The sequence below is a fragment of the Alloalcanivorax profundimaris genome (genome assembly GCF_015265435.1).
Taxonomy (GTDB): Bacteria; Pseudomonadota; Gammaproteobacteria; order Pseudomonadales; family Alcanivoracaceae; genus Alloalcanivorax; species Alloalcanivorax profundimaris.
The window spans coordinates 56636-74753 of the sequence record NZ_JABJWH010000001.1 but is presented as its reverse complement, the minus strand read 5'-3'; the positions used below and the strand labels follow the sequence as shown (position 1 = coordinate 74753).

The following is an 18118-nucleotide window of genomic DNA, read 5'->3' as shown; positions in this document are numbered from 1 at the left end:
GGGAGAAGGGAAGGGGTCAGTCCGTGACTACCTGGCCGTTTTCCACCGGCAGACGGTCGCCGGGCTCGTCGTCCATGCGCACGGTGCGGGTCTGGCCGTCCAGGCGGTAGGTGACGTTGTAGCCGTTTTTCTCGGTGCGGGTGTTCATCACCGTCTGGCAACGTTCCTCGGTGGTGGTGTAGGTGTTGCCTTCCTGCATCCGTTCCTGGGTTTTGTTGCCCGCGTAGCCGCCGGCGATGGCGCCCGCCGCGGTGGCTGCGTCCTTGCCGCTGCCGCCACCGAACTGGTGGCCGATGACACCACCCACCACGGCGCCGATGGCGCTGCCGGTGATCTGGTGTTTGTCCTTCACCGGCTTCTGCCGCTGCACGGTGACCTGCTGGCAGCGCTGCTCCGGTTCCTGGTAGCTCTTGGTGGCGGGTTCCACCTTGACCACTTCCGCGTAGCGGTTGGCGTCGCCGCTGACGGCCTTGTAACCGCCGTAACCCACGCCGACCACCGCCAGGGTGCCGACCACGGCCAATGCCACTGTTGCCGGGGTATTCATCGCAGCCTCCTTTTTCTTCATGGCTTTGGCGATGTTGTACCCGAAACCGCGCGTGAACGTTGTATAAGGTCGTTAAAACCGCGTTTTTACACCTTGCCGGTGGTGCGCACCCGGCGGCTGGCCTTGGGAGCGTCCGCCTGGCGGGCCTTGCGGGCGTCCTTGAGGCGCCGGTCGATGACGTTCTTGCCGGCGATGATCAGCCCCAGGCCCAGGAAGGCCCCGGGCGGCAGCACGGCGAGCAGGAAGCCCGGGTAGTCGGGAATCACCTCCAGGCGCCAGCCGGCGGCGGCGGGGCCGAACAGCAATTGCATATTGTCGAACAGGGTGCCCTGGCCGAGCACTTCGCGCAGCGCCCCCAGGATCACCAGGATTACCAGGAAGCCGGCGCCCATCATGAAGCCGTCCACCAGGCTGGGCAGCACCGGGTGCTTGCTGGCGAAGGCGTCGGCGCGGCCCAGCACGGTGCAGTTGGTGACGATCAGCGGGATGAAGATGCCCAGGATCTCGTAAAGCTCGAAGGTGAAGGCGCGCATCAGCATTTCGATGATGGTCACCAGGGCGGCGATGATCATCACGAAGGCGGGCAGACGCACGGCGTCGGTGACATAGCCGCGAATCATCGACACCGCCGCGTTGGAGCCCATCAGCACCACCAGGGTGGCCAGGCCCAGGCCCAGGGCGTTGACCACGGTGCCGGTGACCGCCAGTAGCGGGCACAGGCCGAGGATCTGCACGGTGGCCGGGTTGTTGGTCCACAGGCCGTCCCGGGTGATTTTCTTGTAGTCCACGTCAGCCATCGCAGGTCTCCGTGTTATGGGGCAGGGCGGGGGCGGCGAACAGGTCGTCGCGGTGGGCGTTGAAATAGCGTAGCGCCCGGTGCACGGCGGTGACCACGGCGCGCGGCGTGATGGTGGCGCCGGTGAAGCTGTCGAAGCGGCCGCCGTCTTTCTTCACCGCCCAGCCGTCCGGGGCCGGATTGTCCAGGGACTTGCCGTTGAACGACAGGATCCAGTCGGACTTGCGGCGTTCGATCTTGTCGCCCAGGCCCGGGGTTTCGTTGTGCGGCGGTACCGCGCGCACGCCCAGAACGCGACCGTCCATATCCACGCCGACGATCAGGTTGATGGCGCCGCCGTAGCCGTCCGGGGCGGTGGCCTCCAGCACCGCGCCGCCGGGGGCGCCGTCGCGGCGGGCCCGGTAGACGGTTTTCCCGCCGCGTCCGAGCAGCGGATCGCGCACGGCCACCCGGTCGTCGAGCAGCACATTGTCGTGGTGGTCGGCGGGCATCACCTGGGCCAGGGAGCCGATCAGCGCCTGCTGGCGGTTGCATTCCACCCGCGCCAGGGTGGCCTGGTTGGTGAGCGCCAGGGCGGCGGCGGTGCCGATGGCGAACAGCCCCAGGATCACGGCGTTGCGGGTCACCGCCTGGCGGATCATGAGCGGGCTCCTTTATGGCCGTAGGCGCGGGGCCGCGTGTAGTAGTCGATGAACGGCGCCGCCAAGTTGAGCAGCAGCACCGCGAAGGCCACCGCGTCCGGGTAGCCGCCGAAGGTGCGGATCACCCAGATCAGCACGCCGATCAGCAGGGCCTGGATGAAGCGCCCCAGGCGGCTGGTGGCGGCGCTCACCGGGTCGGTGGCGATGAAGAAGGCGCCCAGCATGGCGCCGCCGGAAAACAGATGAAACAGCGGGCCGGCGAAGCGCGCCGCGTCGATCTGATGGGCGATCAGCGCCGGCACGCCCAGGCCGGCCAGGAACGCCACCGGAATGTGCCAGCCGATCACCCGGCGCGCCAGCAGATAAAGGCCGCCGACCAGGAACGCCAGGTTTACCCACTGCCAGCCGCGACCGGCCAGCACGCCCTGGAGGATGCCGTGCTCGGCCAGGGCACCGGCGTCGCCGGCCCAGGTGCGGAAGGTGTCCAGGGGGGTGGCGCCACTGAAGGCGTCCGCCGGAGTCTGGCCGAGGAACAGGGCCAGGCTGTCGGCCGGAGCCGGGGCCTGGCCCGGGGCGATCCATTGGGTCATGGCCACCGGGAAGGAGATCAGCAGCAGCACATAGCCCACCATGGCCGGGTTGAACGGGTTCATGCCCAGCCCGCCATAGAGCTGCTTGGCCACCACGATGGCGAAGGCCACGCCGATCAGGGGCAGCCACCAGGGCGCCGTGGGCGGCAACGCCAGGCCCAGCAGCACGGCGGTGACCAGGGCGCTGCCGTCGCGCAGGTAGAAGCCCACCGGCTTGCCCCGGGCACGCAGGAACAGGGCCTCGCAGGCCAGCGCCACGGCGGCGGCCCAGAGCACGTTGAACAGCACCCCGGCGCCGAACTGCCAGACCAGCACCGCCAGGCCGGGCAGGGTGGCCAGGATTACCCGGCGCATCACCGCGCCGGTGTCGGTGCGCTCCCGGGTGTGCGGGGAGGGGGCGTTGATCAGGCTCATTGGTCGTCCTCCACCAGCCCCTGTTCCTCCACCGCCTGTTTCAGGGCACGGCGCGCCACCTGGGCTTCCTCATCCAGGGCGCGCACCTCCGCGTCCAGGGTCTCCAGGGTGTCGGCGTCGGCGGTGTCCCGCAGCCGGGCCAGTTCGTCGGCCTTCTGGCGCAGGGCGCTTTCCGCCCGGGCCGCCTCCAGTTTGAGGGTCTTCAGATTCTTGCCGGTGTGGGCACGGATGTCCGCCTTGGCTTCTTCCACCAGGGCGTTGAGGGCGTCGCGGCAGTGGTTGGCCTTGGCCTTGAGCTTGTCCACCTTGGCGGCCAGGGCGTCCAGCCGTTCCTGGTCGTCGTCGCCGGCGTCGCGCTCGGCCCGCTCCAGGGCGGCATGGGCTTCCTTGTACTGCTTGTGGGCCATGTTGTAGGCGGTCTTCAGGGCCTTGAGGCGTTTCTGGCGCTTGGCGGCGGCTTCCGGGTCGGCGGTGGGCGGCGTGGGGGAGGCTTCCTCGGTGGCCGGAGTGGCGGCCGGGGTGCCGTCCGGTGTCTTGCCGGCGGGAGCCGGTGCGGGTTTCACCGCCGCGCCGGGGTTGGCGGCCTTGGCGTCGCGCAGCTCCGCCTTGAGGCGGTCCGCTTCCGCTTTGAGGGTGTCCGCCTTGGCGCGCAGCTCGTGGGCGTTGTCGGTACCCTCCGCCTCGGCGGCCTTGGCCGCCTTCACCGCCACCTTATAGGCACTGGAGGCCTCGCCCACGGCCTTCTTCAGGTCGGCCAGCTGATCCGTGGGCGCCGCTGCCGGGGCGCCGGCGGCGGGGGCGTTGGCCTTGGCCTCGCGCAGTTCCGCCTTGAGGCGGTCCGCTTCCGCTTTCAGGCGGTCCGCCTCGGCGCGCCGTTCGGCGGCGTCCCCGGCTTCTTCCGCTTCCGCCGCCTTGGCGTCCCGGACCGCCGCTTTATAGGCGCTGGACGCCTCGGTCACCGCTTTCTTCAGGTCGGCGAGCGGATCGGCGGTGGGCGCGGCGGCGGGGGCGCCGGCCTTGGCGTCGCGCAGCTCCGCCTTGAGGCGGTCCGCCTCGGCCTTGAGCTGGTCGGCCCGGGCGCGCAGCTCGGCGGCGTTGTCCGCTTCCTGGGCCTCGGCGGTCTTGGCGGCTTTGACCGCCGCCTTGTAGGTGCTGGAGGCCTTGCCCACCGCTTTCTTGAGATCCGCCAGGCGGTTGTCGTCGCCGGCCGGGGCCTGGGCGGCGGCCTGCTTCTGGCGGTTGGCCTCCAGGCGCGCCCGGCGGCGGGCTTCCTTCTCTTCCCGTTCCTTCTCCAGGCGCGCCTGGCGGGCCTCGAAGCGCTCCCGGGCGCGGTCCGCCTTGAGCTGTTCGGCGGCCTGGTGGCGGATTTCGCCCTTGGCATAGCGGTAGTACTGCACCAGCGGGATGTGGCTGGGGCACACATAGGCGCAGGCGCCGCACTCGATGCAGTCCATCAGGTCGTGCCGTTGGGCGCGCTCGAAGTCGTCGCTCTTGGCGTACCAGTACAGCTGCTGGGGCAGCAGGCTGGCCGGGCAGCTCTCCGCGCAGGCGCCACAGCGGATGCAGGCCTGCTCCGGCGGCGGTTCCGGGAGCTCCTCGGCGGTGGCGGCGATCAGGCAGTTGCTGGTTTTGACCACGGGCACCGCCGGGTCGTGCAGGGTGAAGCCCATCATCGGGCCGCCCATCACCAGCCGGCCCAGGCGTTCGCCGTCCACGCCGGCGTGGCGCAGCAGGTCGCGTACCGGGGTGCCGAGCAGGGTCTCGTAGTTGCCGGGGCGGGCCACGGCGTCGCCGGTGACCGTGGTGACGCGGCGGATCAACGGCTCGCCATCGTGGACGGCCCGTTTGATCGCCCAGGCGGTGCCCACGTTCTGGCACACCACGCCGCATTGGGCGGGGATCGCGCCGCTGGGCACCTCCTTGCCGGTGAGCAGCTGGATCAGCTGTTTCTCGCCGCCGGAGGGGTATTTGGTGGGCACCACCCGCACCTGGATGTCGGAGCCGGCGCAGGCGCTCCGGATGGCGGCGATGGCCTCCGGCTTGTTGTCCTCGATGCCGATCAGGGTGTCCTGGGGATTGAGCAGGTACTGCAGCAGGCGGATGCCGGCGACGATCTCGTCGGCGCGTTCGCGCATCAGGCGGTCGTCGGCGGTGATGTAGGGCTCGCACTCCACCGCGTTGATGATCAGCTGCGCCACCCGCTGGTGGTCGCCCAGGGTCACCTTCACGGCGGTGGGGAAGCCGGCGCCGCCCAGGCCGGCCACGCCGGCGTCGCGCAGCAGCGCCACCAGACCGTCCGGGCCCAGGGCCGCCGGGTCCGCCACCGGCCGGCGCTCGACCCAGCGCTCCTCGCCGTCCGGTTCGATGACGATGCAGAGGGCGTCCAGCCCGGAGGGATGCTGGATCGGCCGCGGGCCGATGGCCACCACGGTGCCGGAGGTGGGGGCGTGCAGGGCGGCGCTCACCGCGCCCACCGGCTCGGCGATCTTCTCGCCCTTGAGCACCCGGTCGCCCGCGCCCACGCAGGGTTTGGCCGGCGCGCCCAGGTGCATGTTCAGCGGCAGCACCAGCTGCGCGGGCAGCGGGCCGGGCTGGATCGGGGTGCCGTTGGAGCGGTCCTTGTGCTCCGGGGGGTGGACGCCGCCGGGGAAGTCGAACACCAGGGTGGGTTGGCGGGCTTTGCGGAACAGACCGAGCATCACAGGTTGACCACGTCGATACGGTTTTCCGGCCGCCGGCCGATGCCGGCGGGGCGATCCCAGCTCCAGGTGGCCAGGGTGGTTTCCCGGGGCAGCATGTCGATGCAGTCCACCGGGCACGGCTCCACGCACAGATCGCAGCCGGTGCATTCGTCGGCGATCACGGTGTGCATCTGTTTGGCGGCGCCGACGATGGCGTCCACCGGGCAGGCCTGGATGCACTTGGTGCAGCCGATGCATTCGTCCTCGCGGATAAAGGCCACCCGATCCTCGCCGGCGTCCTCGGCGCCGTCGTCGTCCAGGGGCAGCACCTCGCGGCCGAGCAAGTCGGCCAGGGCTTCCACGGTGGCCTCGCCGCCGGGCGGGCAGCGGTTGTGCTCCTCGCCCTCGGCGATGGCCTCGGCGTAGGGGCGGCAGCCCGGATGGCCGCACTGCCCGCACTGGGTCTGCGGCAGCAGGCCGTCGATCTGGTCGACGATCGGGTCGCCTTCCACCTTGAACTTCTCCGAGGCGAAGCCCAGGGCGGCACCGAACACGGCGGCCAGGGCCAGCAGGGCGGCGATCGCGATCAGCACCGTGGTCATAACTTGATCAGCCCGGAGAAGCCCATGAACGCCAGGGACATGAGCCCGGCGGTGATCAGGCCGATGCTCGGCCCGCGAAACGCCTCGGGCACGTCGGCCACGGCGATGCGTTCGCGCAGGGCGGCGAACAGCACCAGCACCAGGGAGAAGCCCAGGGCGGCGCCCAGCCCGTAGGTCAGCGAGCTCATGAAGGTGGCGTCCGCCTGGCGCACGTTGAGCAGCGCCACGCCCAGCACCGCGCAGTTGGAGGTGATCAGCGGCAGGAACACGCCCAGCACCCGGTACAGCAGTGGGCTGGCCTTCTTGACGAACATCTCGGTGAACTGCACCGCCACCGCGATCACCAGGATGAAACTGATGGTGCGCAGGTATTCCAGCTCGAAGGGCACCAGGATGTAGGCCCAGGTCAGGTAGGACAGCACCGAGGAGAGGGTGAGCACGAAGGTGGTGGCCAGGGACATCCCCATGGCCGTTTCCACCTTGTTGGAGACGCCCATGAAGGGGCACAGGCCCAGGAACTGGACCAGCACGAAATTGTTCACCAGCACCGCGCTGATCAGGATCAACAGGTATTCGGTCATGGGTGGCGTCGTTCTTGGGCTTCCGAGGGCGCGAGTTTAGCAAAATTTTCCGTTTCCGAGTGACCCCCGCGACACCGCGCCATGACTGGGGCGCACGGGTAAGCGGGTGCTTCGCGCCGCCGCCCTGGGGAAAAACCCCCGGGAACGGGGGTGAAGAAACGTTGCCTGATCCGGTAGGGTGGTCCTCTCGCGGATCACGGATCCTGTAAAGACTGAATGGAGAACACTATGGCGATCGTTAAGCGACTGAGCATCACGCTGCTGGCATTGGGTCTGGGTGGCGTGGTCCACGCCCAGCAGGCGCCGTCCCAGGCGGACCGCGTTGATCAGCTCGACCAGATCGTGGGGCTGAGCGACGATCAGAAATCGGAGATGCGTGACTTCATGCAGGACTCCGAGGGCAAGATCAACAACATGCGCATGGAAGCCCAGGAGCTGCAGCAGTCCCTGAGCGAACAGATCGGTCCCGACTACGACGAAGGCGACATCCGTGATCAGGCGGAGGAGCTGGGCGAAGTGACCGGCGATATCGCCGCCGAGACCGTGCTGCTCCAGGCGCGCATCCAGGACACCCTCACCGAGGAACAGCGTGCCACCCTGGAAGAGCGGGCCCGCCAACAGCGTGAGCAGATGCGCCAGATGCAGCAGCAAATGCAGCAACAGCAGCAGGGCCAGCAGCAGTAAGCCCGGCGCTGACACGCTGACCAAAGGAGCGGCCCCCGGGCCGCTTTTTTTATGGCCGCTTTTTTTTATGCGCGCTTCAGACAGTCGGGGAGCCGGACTCTCCATCCGGGCCACGACGAGACGCTACGAGGTAGCTTCCCGCGCGGCTCCGTAGGTGGCGAAGGCGGTGTGGTGGCTGCTTTTTTGTTAGTCTTTTGGGGCTGGCTGGATTGACTGGGTGACCCTATGGACGATCTGCGGATAAAAACGGACCGGAAACGGCTCCAAGCCTACGCCGAGGCATTGGTTATTGTCGACGAGCATCCAGAGGTGATGGACGACTTGCTCGTCCTGGTCGGCCAGTGGGAGGCGCTTGCCCGGCAAGAAAAGGACACTGGCGCGCTGTATTGGTATGAAGAATGGCGGAGGCTGCTATCGCGACGGGATCTGCCGGCCATGCGGGCGTTCATGACGCCACGCACCCCTCATCAGCGCGGCATGCTGATCGCCAGCCCGCTCGTCTTCGCCAGGGCTCGGCGCCCAGGGCGGCGTTCAAGCCAGGTGATGCGGGCATGACTCCGGAGAAAGTCGCCCATCTGGTCCGTGCCGCGTGCGAGGCGGTTGGCAAAAGCGAGGTGGTCATCATCGGTTCGCAGGCACTGGTCGCTCAGCTTCCGGGTGATATTCAACCTCCCCACGGCGCTTTAATGTCGGTGGAGGTGGATATGTATTTCTCGCACGATGAAGAAGCAACGGAGCTGCTCGACATCCAAGGCTATGGAAGCCCCTTCCATGAGACCCATGGTTACTACATTGATCCTGTCTCGGAAACAACAGCGGTTCTGCCGCAAGACTGGGAGGATCGCCAGGTGCGCCGCAGTACGCCCTCATCGGACGGCACCCGGACCTATACCGCCGTTCTGCCTTCCGTGCCGGATTTGATCATTTCAAAGCTGGCCGCGGCGGCCAATGATGGCGGCGTCATGCGTAACGATCTGGATTTTGTCCGCGAAGCCTTGTCCGTTTATCCGGTGGAGCGGGATGAGTTGTTGGCACTGGCCGACAAAATCAGTGATTACCATAACCGGCTTTACACCCCGCTTGAGGGACAAGACCTGCGGGAGCGGGTGAAAGGGCTTATCGACAAAGCGCTTTCCCCGCGCGGCTCCGTAGGTTGAATATCGCGCTAGGAGCGGCCGGGCGGCGCTCCTAGCGCGTGGATGGGCGCTAGCGGACTTCCATGCCCGGCTCGGCGCCGCTGTCCGGGGAGAGGATGAAGATGTCCTCGCCGCCGGGGCCGGCGGCCAGCACCATGCCCTCGGAGACGCCGAACTTCATCTTGCGCGGCGCCAGGTTGGCGACCAGCACCACCAGCCGGCCTTCCAGATCTTCCGGGGCGTATTTGGCCTTGATGCCGGCGAACACGTTGCGCTCGCCCAGCTCGCCCACGTCCAGGGTCAGTTGCAGCAGCTTGTCGGCGCCCTCCACGTGTTGCGCCTTGGTGACCCGGGCGGCGCGCAGCTTCACCTTGAGGAAGTCGTCGATGGTGATGGTGTCGTCCTCGGCGTCCTTCTTCTTGTCGGCGCCATTGTCGGCCGGGGCCGCCGGGTTGGTGTCCCGGGAGTCCGCCAGCATGGCCTCGATGTGGGCCATGTCGACCCGCGCCATGAGCGGCTTGAACTTGTTGATCGGGTGTTCCAGGAGCAATTGGTCGGCGTCCCCCCAGGTCATCGGTTCGATGTCGAGGAACGCCTCGGCGCGCTCCGCCAGGCCCGGCAGCACCGGCTTCAGGTAGAGCGTCAGCAGGCGGAACACGTTCAGGGCGGTGGTGCAGATCTCCAGCACCTCGCGGTCCTTGCCGTCTTCCTTGGCCAGGGACCAGGGGGCCTTGTCGGCGATGTAGCCGTTGGCGTGGTCGGCCAGGGCCATGATCTCGCGCATCGCCTTGCCGAACTCACGCTGTTCGTAGAAGGCGGCGATGCGCGGCGCCGCTTCCTGGGCCTCGCGCACCAGCAGCGGGTTGTCCGGCTGGGCGGCGAGCACGCCGCCGAATTTCTTGACGAAGTTGCCGGTGCGGCTGGCGATGTTCACCACCTTGCCCACCAGGTCGGTGTTCACCCGCTGGGCGAAGTCTTCCAGGTTGAGGTCGAAATCGTCCACCCGGCTGTTGAGCTTGGCGGCGAAGTAATAGCGCAGGTATTCCGGGTCCAGATGATCCAGGTAGGTGCGGGCCATGATGAAGGTGCCCCGGGACTTGGACATCTTGGCGCCGTTGACGGTGACGAAGCCGTGGCTGTAGATGGCGGTGGGCTTGCGCAGCCCGGCGCCTTCCAGCATGGCCGGCCAGAACAGGCCGTGGAAGTTGATGATGTCCTTGCCGATGAAGTGGTACAGCTCGGCATCGGAATCCGCTTTCCAGTAGTCGTCGAAGTCCCAGCCTTCGCGCTCGCACAGGTTCTTGAAGCTGGCCATGTAGCCGATCGGCGCGTCCAGCCAGACGTAGAAGTACTTGCCCGGGTAGCCGGGGATCTCGAAGCCGAAGTAGGGCGCTTCCCGGGAGATGTCCCAGGGGTGCAGTTCCTCGATCCATTCCTGCAGCTTGTTGGCCACGCCTTCCTGCAGGGAGCCGGAGCGGGTCCACTCGCGCAGCATGGGCTCGAACTGGGGCAGGTCGAAGAACAGCTGGGTGGTCTGCTTTTCCACCGGGGTGGCGCCGCTCACCGCGGAGTAGGGCTCGATCAGCTCCGAGGGGGAATAGGTGGCGCCGCACACCTCGCAGTTGTCGCCGTACTGGTCCGGGGCCTTGCACTTGGGGCAGGTGCCGCGCACGAAGCGGTCGGAGAGGAACATGCCCTTTTCCGGATCGTACAGCTGGGTGATCTCCTTCTCGACGATGTAGCCGGCGTCCTTGTTGCGCTGGAAGATCATCTCGGAGAACTGGCGGTTCTCCGGGCTGTGGGTGCTGTAGTAGTTGTCGAAGCGGATCTGGAAATCGGCGAAGTCCCGTTCGTGGTCCGCTTTCACCTCGGCGATCTGCTGTTCCGGGGAAATGCCTTTCTCTTCCGCCTTGAGCATGATGGCGGTGCCGTGGGCGTCGTCGGCGCAGACATAGGTGCACCGCTGACCGCGCAGTTTCTGGAAGCGCACCCAGATGTCGGTCTGGATGTATTCCAGCAGGTGGCCCAGGTGAATCGGGCCGTTGGCGTAGGGCAGGGCACTGGTGACCAGGATCTTGCGGGGTTGTTCGCTCATGGGGCTTTCAATCTTCGACGGGAAATCAGGGCCGTTATGATACTGGCCCCGACGCGCTGTTGAAACTGCCCGGGCCGTTCGCGGCTGAAGCCGCTCCTACGGTGGCTGCCGGTTGCCGGGTAGGAGCGGCTTCAGGCGCGATCCCTTCAGCCCGCGCCGCTCATCGCCCGGTTGCGCTGCAGCGCCTCCAGCACCTGATTGCGGGACACCGGCTTGCTCAGGTAATCGTCCACGCCGGCGTCCCGGGCCTTGTGCACATAATCGCCGGTGGCGTGGGCGGACAGGGCAATGATCCAGCACGGGTCCACGTCCAGGCGGGTTTCCAGCAGGCGGATCTCGCGGGTGGCCTGGTAGCCGTCCAGCACCGGCATCTCGCAGTCCATGAAGATCACGTCCCAGTTGCCCGGGGTCGCTTCCATGCGCCGCACCGCCTGGCCGCCGTCGGTGAGCAGGGTGGCCTGGATGCCAATGGAGCGCAGGATGCTGTCGATCACCAGCTGGTTGACCGCGTTGTCCTCCACCACCATCACGTTGAGCCGCGACAGGCTGGGGTGGCCGCCCCGGGCCGGTGGCGCCACCGGGTCGGCGGCGGCTTCCTCCCGTTCGCGCAGCTGGGTGCCCAGGCTGTGCTTGAGGGCCCGGGCCGACACCGGCGTTTCCACCAGCAGCATGTCGTCGGGCAGTTCGCCGGTGATTTCCGCGCCGGTGGCCTGGAGAATCAGCAGCGGCGGGTTGCCGAGCCGCTCGCGGATGGTGGTGAGCACGTCGCGGCGGGCCAGGTTGGCCTCCGAGGCGAGCAGCAGATCCGCCGACGCTTCCTCCGCGTCCAGCCCCGCCAGGGCCTGCTCGCAGTCCGCGTATTCCTGCACCGTCAGGCCCCAGCGCGTCATCAGCTGTGACAGGCTGAGCGCCAGGGAAGCGTCGTTGTCAATCATCATCACCCGGTGACCGGCCAGGGCCTTTTCCGGCCGCGCCGGTTCCCGGGACAGGGTGGGCAGGGTGACCCAGAAGGTGGCGCCCCGGCCCAGGGAGCTGGACACGCCGATTTCGCCGCCGAGCAGCTCGGTGAGCCGCTTGCAGATGGTCAGGCCCAGGCCGGTGCCCTGCAGGCGGTGGCGGCTGCCCCGGGTGCTCTGGCCGAACACCTGGAACAGGTTCTGCTGCTGGGCCTCGTCCAGGCCGATGCCGGTGTCCACCACTTCCAGCATCACCACGCAGTGGCCTTGCTCGTCCGGGGGCTGGCGCACGCCCAGGTGCAGCGCCACCTGGCCCCGGTCGGTGAACTTGTAGGCGTTGCTGAGCAGGTTGGTGAGGATCTGCTTGACGCGGATCGGATCGGTGCGGATGCGCCGGGGCACCCGGGAATCCACGTAGGTGTACAGGGACACGCCGCTTTCCGAGGCGCGCAGGGCGAACAGCCGCACGCAGTCGTCGATCAGCTGTTCCACGTCCACGTCCTGGTATTCCAGCTCCAGCTTGCCGGATTCGATGCGTGAGTAATCGAGGATGTCGTTGATCACCGTCACCAGGGACTGGGTGGACTGGTGAATGGTGTCCACGTACTGGGCCTGCTGGCTGTTCAGGTCGGTGCGGCGCAGCAGATCGGTCATGCCGATGATGCCGTTCATCGGCGTGCGGATCTCATGGCTCATGGTGGCCAGGAATTCGCTCTTGGCCTGGTTGCGGGCGCCGGCCTTGAAGGCATCCATCTCGGCGATGGCCTTGTCGCGCACCGACAGGGCGTGGGCTTCCTTGAGCCGGTTGATGCGCCGCGCCAGGGCCAGCGACAGCAGGATCACCTCCAGGAACACGCCCACCTGGAGCAGGTTCTCGGTGAGGTCGGTGCGCGGCAGCACGCCATACTTGTTCAGCGACATGGCGGCGGCGCCGACGATGAAGCACAGCCAGGCCAGGGTGAAGATGCGCGCGTCCGGGTCGCCGGCGGCGCTGCGCAGCACGCCGGCCAGCAGGATGCTGAAATCCATCGCCAGCACCGCCAGTACCGCCACCGGAATCAGCCACTGGCGGCTCACGAAGGGCGCCGCCAGCAGCAGCACCACGCCGGTGGTCACCAGCCCCTTGAGCAGCCGCGCCAGCGGCGGTGCCCGGGACGGCAAATCCAGAAAATGCAGCGTGAACAGCGATGGCAGGATTACCAGCACCGGCAGCAGGTAGTGCATCACGTACTGGCTGAGCAGGGCGGAGCCCGGCCACAGGTACTTCTGGGCGTAGCCGTGGAACACCGCCATGAACAGGGTGATGGCCAGTGACCACAGCACGTAGAGCAGGTAGGCGCGCTCGCGGATCGAGAAGAACAGCGACAGGTTGTAGAGGATCATCACCAGCATGCCGCCGAAGAACACCCCCTGGATCAGGGTGTGGCTGAGCAGCGCCTGATCGTAGGCGGACTTGCTCATCAGCCGCAGAGGCAGTTGAATGCTGTGAGGCGAAGCGACTTCCATGAGCACGGTGCGCTCGGCGCCGGCGGGCAGGCTCAGGGGAAACGCCGGCAAAGCCTCCGCCGCCGGGCGCGTGTCGAAGCGGCGGTCCATGCCGGCGCGGTAGTCGGCCACGGCGCGGTCGCCGTCGAGCACGTGCACGTCCAGCTCGCCGAGCAGGGCGTACTCCACCACCAGCCACCAGTCGGCGGGTTGGTCGGAGACGTTGCGCACCGGCAGACGGAACCAGCAGTGCTCGGCGGTGAAACCCAGGTTGGGTACGCCGTCGGCGCGCCGCCAGGGCCAGGCGTCCGGGTCGCTTTTCACGGCTTCGGGAGCGGGGGACTGTTCCGGAGGCGTACAAAAATAACTGAGGGCCGCGTAGGGTCGCAGCGTATCGCTCTGGCCGTCGATCACGGCGCTTTCCTGGCTCCACGCGGGGGAGGGAAGGAGTCCGATCAGGAGTGTCAGTACGGCGAACCGCAGAAGGTAAGAAACCGCTTCCTGCATCAAAATAAAGGGTACCCCGTCGTTGGCCTTTATCGATGCTAGCAGCGCTTATGCGGGGGCTCAATCCACGATGGCCCGGGGAGGGAACCTTGACCATATCCGTCTTACCATTCGCGGTGGGGCCGATCGTCGGCACCGCCGGACGCACCCACATCCGCATTCTTGGCGTGATGCCCGCCGGCGCCCTGGCGGCGGGTCGCAAGGCGCCCCACGGCCGCATTCGCTGGCGGGCGGTGGGCGAGCCCCACTGGCGCGGGCCCCGGCATTTCCGCATCAACGGCAACTTCGACAGCAGCGGCGTGGTGGTGCTGCGCGATCTGAGTCCGGGCACCCGCTATGAATACCAGGCCGGGTACGTGGAGCGGCCGGACAGCGCCGACACCCAACTGGACTGGCACCGCCTGCCCCTGGGGCACTTCCGCACCGCCCCGGACGACGACCGGGCGCCGGTGAGCTTCCTGTTCGGTTCCTGCTGCTACCGTTTCGTGGGGCTCGACCACGAGGTGGAGGACGACCGCGCCGATCGCATCTTCGAGGTCATGGGCCGGCAGACCGCCGAGCGGGACACCGACTTCGTGCTGTACGCCGGCGATCAGGTCTACGCCGACGCCACCTGGAAGCTGGGCGCCGCCTCCTCCCAGCAACAGTATTTCGACCTCTACCGGCAGAGTTTCGGCCAGCCCAACATCCGCCGGCTGATGGCCAACCACAACCACCACATGATCCTCGACGACCATGAGATCGAGAACAACTGGCCGGCCCGCGCCAATCCGGATCTGTGGACCAGCAAGTACCCGGCGGCCATGAAGGCCTACCAGATTTACCAGGCCTCGCACTCCCCGGCGGTGCCGCTGAACGCGGCGGGCAGCCGCCTGGGCCGGGACCCGGAGCAGCTCTGGTACCGGTTCCGCTGGGGCGCCGCCGACTTCTTCCTGATGGATCTGCGCACCGAGCGGGCCCTGAGCCGCTGGCCCTGGCAGCGCAACATCCTCTCCCGGGAGCAGGAGCAGGCGGTGCTCGCCTGGCTCAACGACGGGCCGGACCGCGTCAAATGCCTGGTGTCGTCGGTGCCGCTGTTTCCGGAGCAGCGTTGGCCGTTCCGCGGCGAGGACAGCTGGGAGGGCTTCCGCGCCCAGCGTCAGCGGCTGCTGGACGGCATCCGCGCCAGCGGCGCGCGCCGGCTGCTGGTGCTCAGCGGCGATGTGCATGCCTCCCTGTACGCGCGCCTGGACGGTCTCGGCAAGGCGCCGCTGCACGCCTGGATCTGCTCCGGCCTGTTCTGGCCCACGGCGCTGATGGCGTTCCGCTGGTACCGGCCGATGATTCGCGACGACCACCGCCTGCGCGGCCTGTGGAAGCCGTCCCTGGGCAAGGTGCGGGTGCCGGGCCGGGTGTACAGCCGCGACGCCTTCTCCCGGGTCAGCCTGGACGAGCAGGGCGCGCGCCTGGAATTGTTCGACCGGGACGGGGAACCGGTGCCCGATGTCGGCGCGAGCATACGTTGGGAATAGCGAATTTCCTACACGAATCAGAGCAAATCTCTGATCGATAAGCGCCGTCGTCGCTCCTATAGTGGTTTGGCAAGGACGCGAACGAACAAGGAGGTTCTTTTCGGCCCGGTACAGCCCGCCCGCCTTCCCCAGGCGGGCGTTTCTTTTTGCGGCCCCGGTCCCCATAATGGCGCCCCCGCCAACCCCGGAGGACCCCATGGCCGAACCCAGCGACACGGACATCCTCAAAGCCAAGCTCAACCAGGAAACCGCCCGCGCCCACTGGGCCGAACTGCAGCCGTTCTTCGCCCGGGGCCAGACCGTGGCGGTGGCCGGCGACCTGGATCTGATCGAGGTGGCGGTGGCGTTCGCCGAGGACCGTGCCGAGCAGCTCCAGCAATGGCGCGCCCAGGGGCGCGTGGACGGCGTCCAGGACGAACAGGCGCGGGCCTGGTTCGAAGCCGGCCAGGAGCTGTGGACCGTGGTGGTGATGCCCTGGGTGCTGGTGCAGCCGGTCCGCCCGCACTGAGCACCGCCACCGCTCCAGGTGGTCACACGTTGCAGTCCCGTCCGCTCTCACTATACTGTCCATAAGAACAGTATTCTGGAGCTTGCCCATGGCCACCCGCGCGTCCAACCGTGGCACCCTGAACCGGCGCCCCGGCCGCTTCGCGACCACCCACAGCGAACATGAGGAACCGGCGGCGGCGCGGCCCACCCGTTACCACCGGGAGATCGCCCGCTCGATCCTCACCCGCAACCAGAGCCCGGACCTGCACTTCGACACCAGCCTCAATCCCTACCGGGGCTGCGAGCACGGCTGCATCTACTGTTTCGCCCGGCCCAACCACGCCTATGTGGACCTGTCCCCGGGCCAGGATTTCGAGTCGGAAATCTTCTGCAAGGACAACGCCGCCGAGGTGCTGCGCGACACCCTGCGCAAGCCCGGTTACCAGTGCCGGCCGCTGGTGATCGGCACCGCCACCGACCCCTACCAGCCGGTGGAGCGGGAGCGGCGCCTTACCCGGGAGATCCTGCAGGTGCTCAGTGAATGCCGGCACCCGTTCAGCCTGATCACCAAGAGTGCCCTGGTGCTGCGCGATCTGGACCTGATCGGCCCCATGGCCCGGGAGGGCCGCGCCTCCGTGGCGGTGTCGGTGACCACCCTGGACAACCGCCTCAAGGGCCAGCTGGAGCCGCGCGCCAGCGGCGGCCGCGAGCGGCTGCGCACGGTCCGCGAACTGGCCCGGGCCGGGGTGCCGGTGACGGTGCTGGTGGCGCCGCTGATCCCCTTCATCAACGACCACGAGATGGAGGACATCGTCGAGCAGGTGGCCGCCGCCGGAGCGCGCAGCGCCGGCTATGTGATCCTGCGGCTGCCCCATGAGCTGGGCGGGCTGTGGCAGGAGTGGCTGGAGACCCATTATCCGGACCGGGCCGGCAAGGTCATGGCCACGGTGCGCGAACTGCACGGCGGCGCCGTCTACGACAGTGCCTGGCACCATCGCCACCGGGGCCAGGGGCCCTGGGCGCAGTTGCTGTCGCGGCGCTTCCGCACCGCCTGCCAGCGCGCCGGCCTGGCGCCCCGGGAGGCCTTCACCCTGGACACCGGCGCCTTCCGCCCGCCGGGGCTGGCCGGGCAACTGCATTTGTGGGACGGTTAGCGCCCCCGATACATCGCCACCCGGAGAGCCGGCCATGCCCGAACCTTCCGCCCTGCTGTGGGACCACCCCGAGGGCGCGCCCCATGCCACCCTGATCCTGGCCCACGGTGCCGGCGCGCCCATGGACAGCCCCTTCATGGCGCGCATGGCGGCGCTGCTGGCGGCGCGCGGGGTGGCGGTGGCGCGTTTCGAATTCGATTACATGGCACGGCGCCGGGCGGAAGGCGTGAAGGCGCCGCCGGACCGGGCACCGAAACTGCTGGCCCGCTTCCAGGCGGTGCTGGAGGACGTGGCGGGCCGGGCCCAGGGCCCGCTCTGGGTGGGCGGCAAGTCCATGGGGGGGCGCATGGCCACGCACTTGCTGGCGGCCCCGGGCACGCCGGCGCCGGCCGGGGCGGTGGTATTCGGCTATCCGTTCCACCCGCCGGGCAAGCCGGAGCGCACCCGTCTGGATCATTTCCCCGACCTCACCGGGCCGGTGCTGATCTGCCAGGGCGAGCGGGACCCGTTCGGCAAGCGCGAGGAGGTGGCGGGCTACCCGCTGCCGGCGGCGCTGACCCTGCACTGGGTGTTCGATGGCGATCACGACCTCAAGCCGCGCAAACGCAGCGGCGGCGACCAGGACGCCAATCTGGCCGCCGCCGCCGACCGCGCCGCCGCCTTCATGGGCGGGCCGGTTTTTCGGTGACCCCCGGTTTTTCCGTGACCCAGAGATGGATGGTGCCTTCCACCACCGGGGTACCGTCGGCGCGCCGGGCGGTCACCGCCACCGGCACGTCCGGTCCGTTCTCCCAGGCGCCGGCTTCCACCTCCGCCACGGCGCTGATGTCGCTGTCCGCCTTGGCGGTGTAGCGCACGTCCATGCCCTTGGGGATCCAGCGCAGGTGCTTGGGAATGGAGGCCTCGGCCATGGCGCCCATGGCCGCTTCCAGGGCGTTGCAGATGGCGATCACATGCACCGTGCCAATGTGGTTCTGCACCGCCTTGCGCTTCTTGAAGGTGACCCGGCAGTAGTCGGGCCGCAGCTCCTCCACCAGCGGCCGGACGGTGCCGAAGTAGGGCGCCTGGCGGGCGAACAGCCGCGAAAACAGCACCTTGCCCTTGGGCAGGCGGGCGGTGCGCTGGTAAAGCTTGAGCAGGTAATTGTCGCTCATGGAAAAACTCCCGATCGGAAAGCGCCCATTGTCGTCGCGGCGCGGTGACGGGCAATGGCCGGCGGGGCGGAATCCGCCGGGCGCCGGGGACCATG

Annotated in this window: 17 protein-coding genes; 7 read left to right on the top strand and 10 right to left on the bottom strand. The window is 68.1% G+C overall.

All coding sequences use genetic code 11. The features are described 5' to 3' along the window. Positions 1–16 precede the first annotated feature (16 nt). The 7 genes from HMJ39_RS00335 to rsxA all read right to left on the bottom strand — a co-directional run bounded on the left by HMJ39_RS00335 (position 17) and on the right by rsxA (position 6852). Positions 17–547, bottom strand: a complete 531-nt coding sequence (locus tag HMJ39_RS00335) for a glycine zipper 2TM domain-containing protein (protein WP_161385213.1) — start codon at positions 545–547, stop codon at positions 17–19. Positions 548–633: 86 nt separating this feature from the next. Then, a complete protein-coding gene (locus tag HMJ39_RS00330; RefSeq protein ID WP_194295843.1) occupies positions 634–1344 on the bottom strand; it encodes an electron transport complex subunit E in 711 nt (236 codons plus the stop codon). Next, positions 1337–1984: an electron transport complex subunit RsxG gene (gene rsxG, locus HMJ39_RS00325; protein ID WP_194295842.1), complete on the bottom strand. Its 648-nt coding sequence runs from the start codon at positions 1982–1984 to the stop codon at positions 1337–1339. The genes HMJ39_RS00330 and rsxG overlap by 8 nt, the downstream gene beginning before the upstream one ends. Then, positions 1981–2988: an electron transport complex subunit RsxD gene (gene rsxD / locus HMJ39_RS00320; RefSeq protein WP_194295841.1), complete on the bottom strand. Its 1008-nt coding sequence runs from the start codon at positions 2986–2988 to the stop codon at positions 1981–1983. The genes rsxG and rsxD overlap by 4 nt, the downstream gene beginning before the upstream one ends. Continuing rightward, complete coding sequence (gene rsxC, locus HMJ39_RS00315; protein ID WP_194295840.1) at positions 2985–5687, bottom strand: electron transport complex subunit RsxC; 2703 nt, start codon at positions 5685–5687, stop codon at positions 2985–2987. The genes rsxD and rsxC overlap by 4 nt, the downstream gene beginning before the upstream one ends. Continuing rightward, a complete protein-coding gene (gene rsxB / locus HMJ39_RS00310) occupies positions 5687–6271 on the bottom strand; it encodes an electron transport complex subunit RsxB (protein WP_194295839.1) in 585 nt (194 codons plus the stop codon). The genes rsxC and rsxB overlap by 1 nt, the downstream gene beginning before the upstream one ends. After that, a complete protein-coding gene (rsxA, locus tag HMJ39_RS00305; protein ID WP_161385206.1) occupies positions 6268–6852 on the bottom strand; it encodes an electron transport complex subunit RsxA in 585 nt (194 codons plus the stop codon). The genes rsxB and rsxA overlap by 4 nt, the downstream gene beginning before the upstream one ends. 228 nt (positions 6853–7080) lie before the next feature. Between rsxA and HMJ39_RS00300 the strand changes: the two genes are divergently transcribed. From HMJ39_RS00300 to HMJ39_RS00290, 3 genes are all read left to right on the top strand, one after another. Further along, a complete protein-coding gene (locus tag HMJ39_RS00300) occupies positions 7081–7536 on the top strand; it encodes a Spy/CpxP family protein refolding chaperone (protein WP_161385205.1) in 456 nt (151 codons plus the stop codon). A gap of 225 nt (positions 7537–7761) precedes the next feature. Continuing rightward, positions 7762–8091, top strand: a complete 330-nt coding sequence (locus HMJ39_RS00295) for a hypothetical protein (RefSeq protein ID WP_161385204.1) — start codon at positions 7762–7764, stop codon at positions 8089–8091. Then, entirely contained in the window at positions 8088–8693 is a 606-nt protein-coding gene (locus HMJ39_RS00290) for a DUF6036 family nucleotidyltransferase (RefSeq protein WP_161385203.1), read from the top strand. The genes HMJ39_RS00295 and HMJ39_RS00290 overlap by 4 nt, the downstream gene beginning before the upstream one ends. 49 nt (positions 8694–8742) lie before the next feature. Here the strand turns inward: HMJ39_RS00290 and metG are convergent, their stop codons facing one another. Next, complete coding sequence (gene metG, locus HMJ39_RS00285) at positions 8743–10767, bottom strand: methionine--tRNA ligase (RefSeq protein ID WP_194295838.1); 2025 nt, start codon at positions 10765–10767, stop codon at positions 8743–8745. A 146-nt stretch (positions 10768–10913) separates the two neighbouring features. Next, entirely contained in the window at positions 10914–13622 is a 2709-nt protein-coding gene (locus tag HMJ39_RS00280) for a hybrid sensor histidine kinase/response regulator (protein ID WP_256245035.1), read from the bottom strand. Positions 13623–13804: 182 nt separating this feature from the next. On the opposite strand from HMJ39_RS00280, the gene HMJ39_RS00275 reads away from it, so the two are divergent. The 4 genes from HMJ39_RS00275 to HMJ39_RS00260 all read left to right on the top strand — a co-directional run bounded on the left by HMJ39_RS00275 (position 13805) and on the right by HMJ39_RS00260 (position 17557). Next, positions 13805–15226: an alkaline phosphatase D family protein gene (locus tag HMJ39_RS00275; protein WP_228462064.1), complete on the top strand. Its 1422-nt coding sequence runs from the start codon at positions 13805–13807 to the stop codon at positions 15224–15226. A gap of 196 nt (positions 15227–15422) precedes the next feature. Further along, positions 15423–15734: a DUF2288 domain-containing protein gene (locus HMJ39_RS00270; protein WP_161385200.1), complete on the top strand. Its 312-nt coding sequence runs from the start codon at positions 15423–15425 to the stop codon at positions 15732–15734. A gap of 88 nt (positions 15735–15822) precedes the next feature. After that, a complete protein-coding gene (locus HMJ39_RS00265; protein ID WP_161385199.1) occupies positions 15823–16869 on the top strand; it encodes a PA0069 family radical SAM protein in 1047 nt (348 codons plus the stop codon). A 34-nt stretch (positions 16870–16903) separates the two neighbouring features. Next, the gene (locus tag HMJ39_RS00260; protein WP_194295836.1) at positions 16904–17557 is read left to right on the top strand and encodes an alpha/beta family hydrolase; all 654 of its coding nucleotides are present in this window, start codon (positions 16904–16906) and stop codon (positions 17555–17557) included. On the opposite strand, the gene HMJ39_RS00255 is transcribed toward HMJ39_RS00260, so the two are convergent. Further along, positions 17532–18023: a hotdog fold domain-containing protein gene (locus HMJ39_RS00255; protein ID WP_161385197.1), complete on the bottom strand. Its 492-nt coding sequence runs from the start codon at positions 18021–18023 to the stop codon at positions 17532–17534. The two genes, HMJ39_RS00260 and HMJ39_RS00255, sit on opposite strands and share 26 nt — an antisense overlap. Positions 18024–18118: the final 95 nt, after the last annotated feature.

What these genes read in the sequence shown, in the direction of transcription:
- HMJ39_RS00335 (WP_161385213.1), bottom strand. Translation starts at nt 547, where the DNA reads ATGAATACCCCGGCAACAGTGGCATTGGCCGTGGTCGGCACCCTGGCG.
- HMJ39_RS00330 (WP_194295843.1), bottom strand. Translation starts at nt 1,344, where the DNA reads ATGGCTGACGTGGACTACAAGAAAATCACCCGGGACGGCCTGTGGACC.
- rsxG (WP_194295842.1), bottom strand. Translation starts at nt 1,984, where the DNA reads ATGATCCGCCAGGCGGTGACCCGCAACGCCGTGATCCTGGGGCTGTTC.
- rsxD (WP_194295841.1), bottom strand. Translation starts at nt 2,988, where the DNA reads ATGAGCCTGATCAACGCCCCCTCCCCGCACACCCGGGAGCGCACCGAC.
- rsxC (WP_194295840.1), bottom strand. Translation starts at nt 5,687, where the DNA reads ATGCTCGGTCTGTTCCGCAAAGCCCGCCAACCCACCCTGGTGTTCGAC.
- rsxB (WP_194295839.1), bottom strand. Translation starts at nt 6,271, where the DNA reads ATGACCACGGTGCTGATCGCGATCGCCGCCCTGCTGGCCCTGGCCGCC.
- rsxA (WP_161385206.1), bottom strand. Translation starts at nt 6,852, where the DNA reads ATGACCGAATACCTGTTGATCCTGATCAGCGCGGTGCTGGTGAACAAT.
- HMJ39_RS00300 (WP_161385205.1), top strand. Translation starts at nt 7,081, where the DNA reads ATGGCGATCGTTAAGCGACTGAGCATCACGCTGCTGGCATTGGGTCTG.
- HMJ39_RS00295 (WP_161385204.1), top strand. Translation starts at nt 7,762, where the DNA reads ATGGACGATCTGCGGATAAAAACGGACCGGAAACGGCTCCAAGCCTAC.
- HMJ39_RS00290 (WP_161385203.1), top strand. Translation starts at nt 8,088, where the DNA reads ATGACTCCGGAGAAAGTCGCCCATCTGGTCCGTGCCGCGTGCGAGGCG.
- metG (WP_194295838.1), bottom strand. Translation starts at nt 10,767, where the DNA reads ATGAGCGAACAACCCCGCAAGATCCTGGTCACCAGTGCCCTGCCCTAC.
- HMJ39_RS00270 (WP_161385200.1), top strand. Translation starts at nt 15,423, where the DNA reads ATGGCCGAACCCAGCGACACGGACATCCTCAAAGCCAAGCTCAACCAG.
- HMJ39_RS00265 (WP_161385199.1), top strand. Translation starts at nt 15,823, where the DNA reads ATGGCCACCCGCGCGTCCAACCGTGGCACCCTGAACCGGCGCCCCGGC.
- HMJ39_RS00260 (WP_194295836.1), top strand. Translation starts at nt 16,904, where the DNA reads ATGCCCGAACCTTCCGCCCTGCTGTGGGACCACCCCGAGGGCGCGCCC.
- HMJ39_RS00255 (WP_161385197.1), bottom strand. Translation starts at nt 18,023, where the DNA reads ATGAGCGACAATTACCTGCTCAAGCTTTACCAGCGCACCGCCCGCCTG.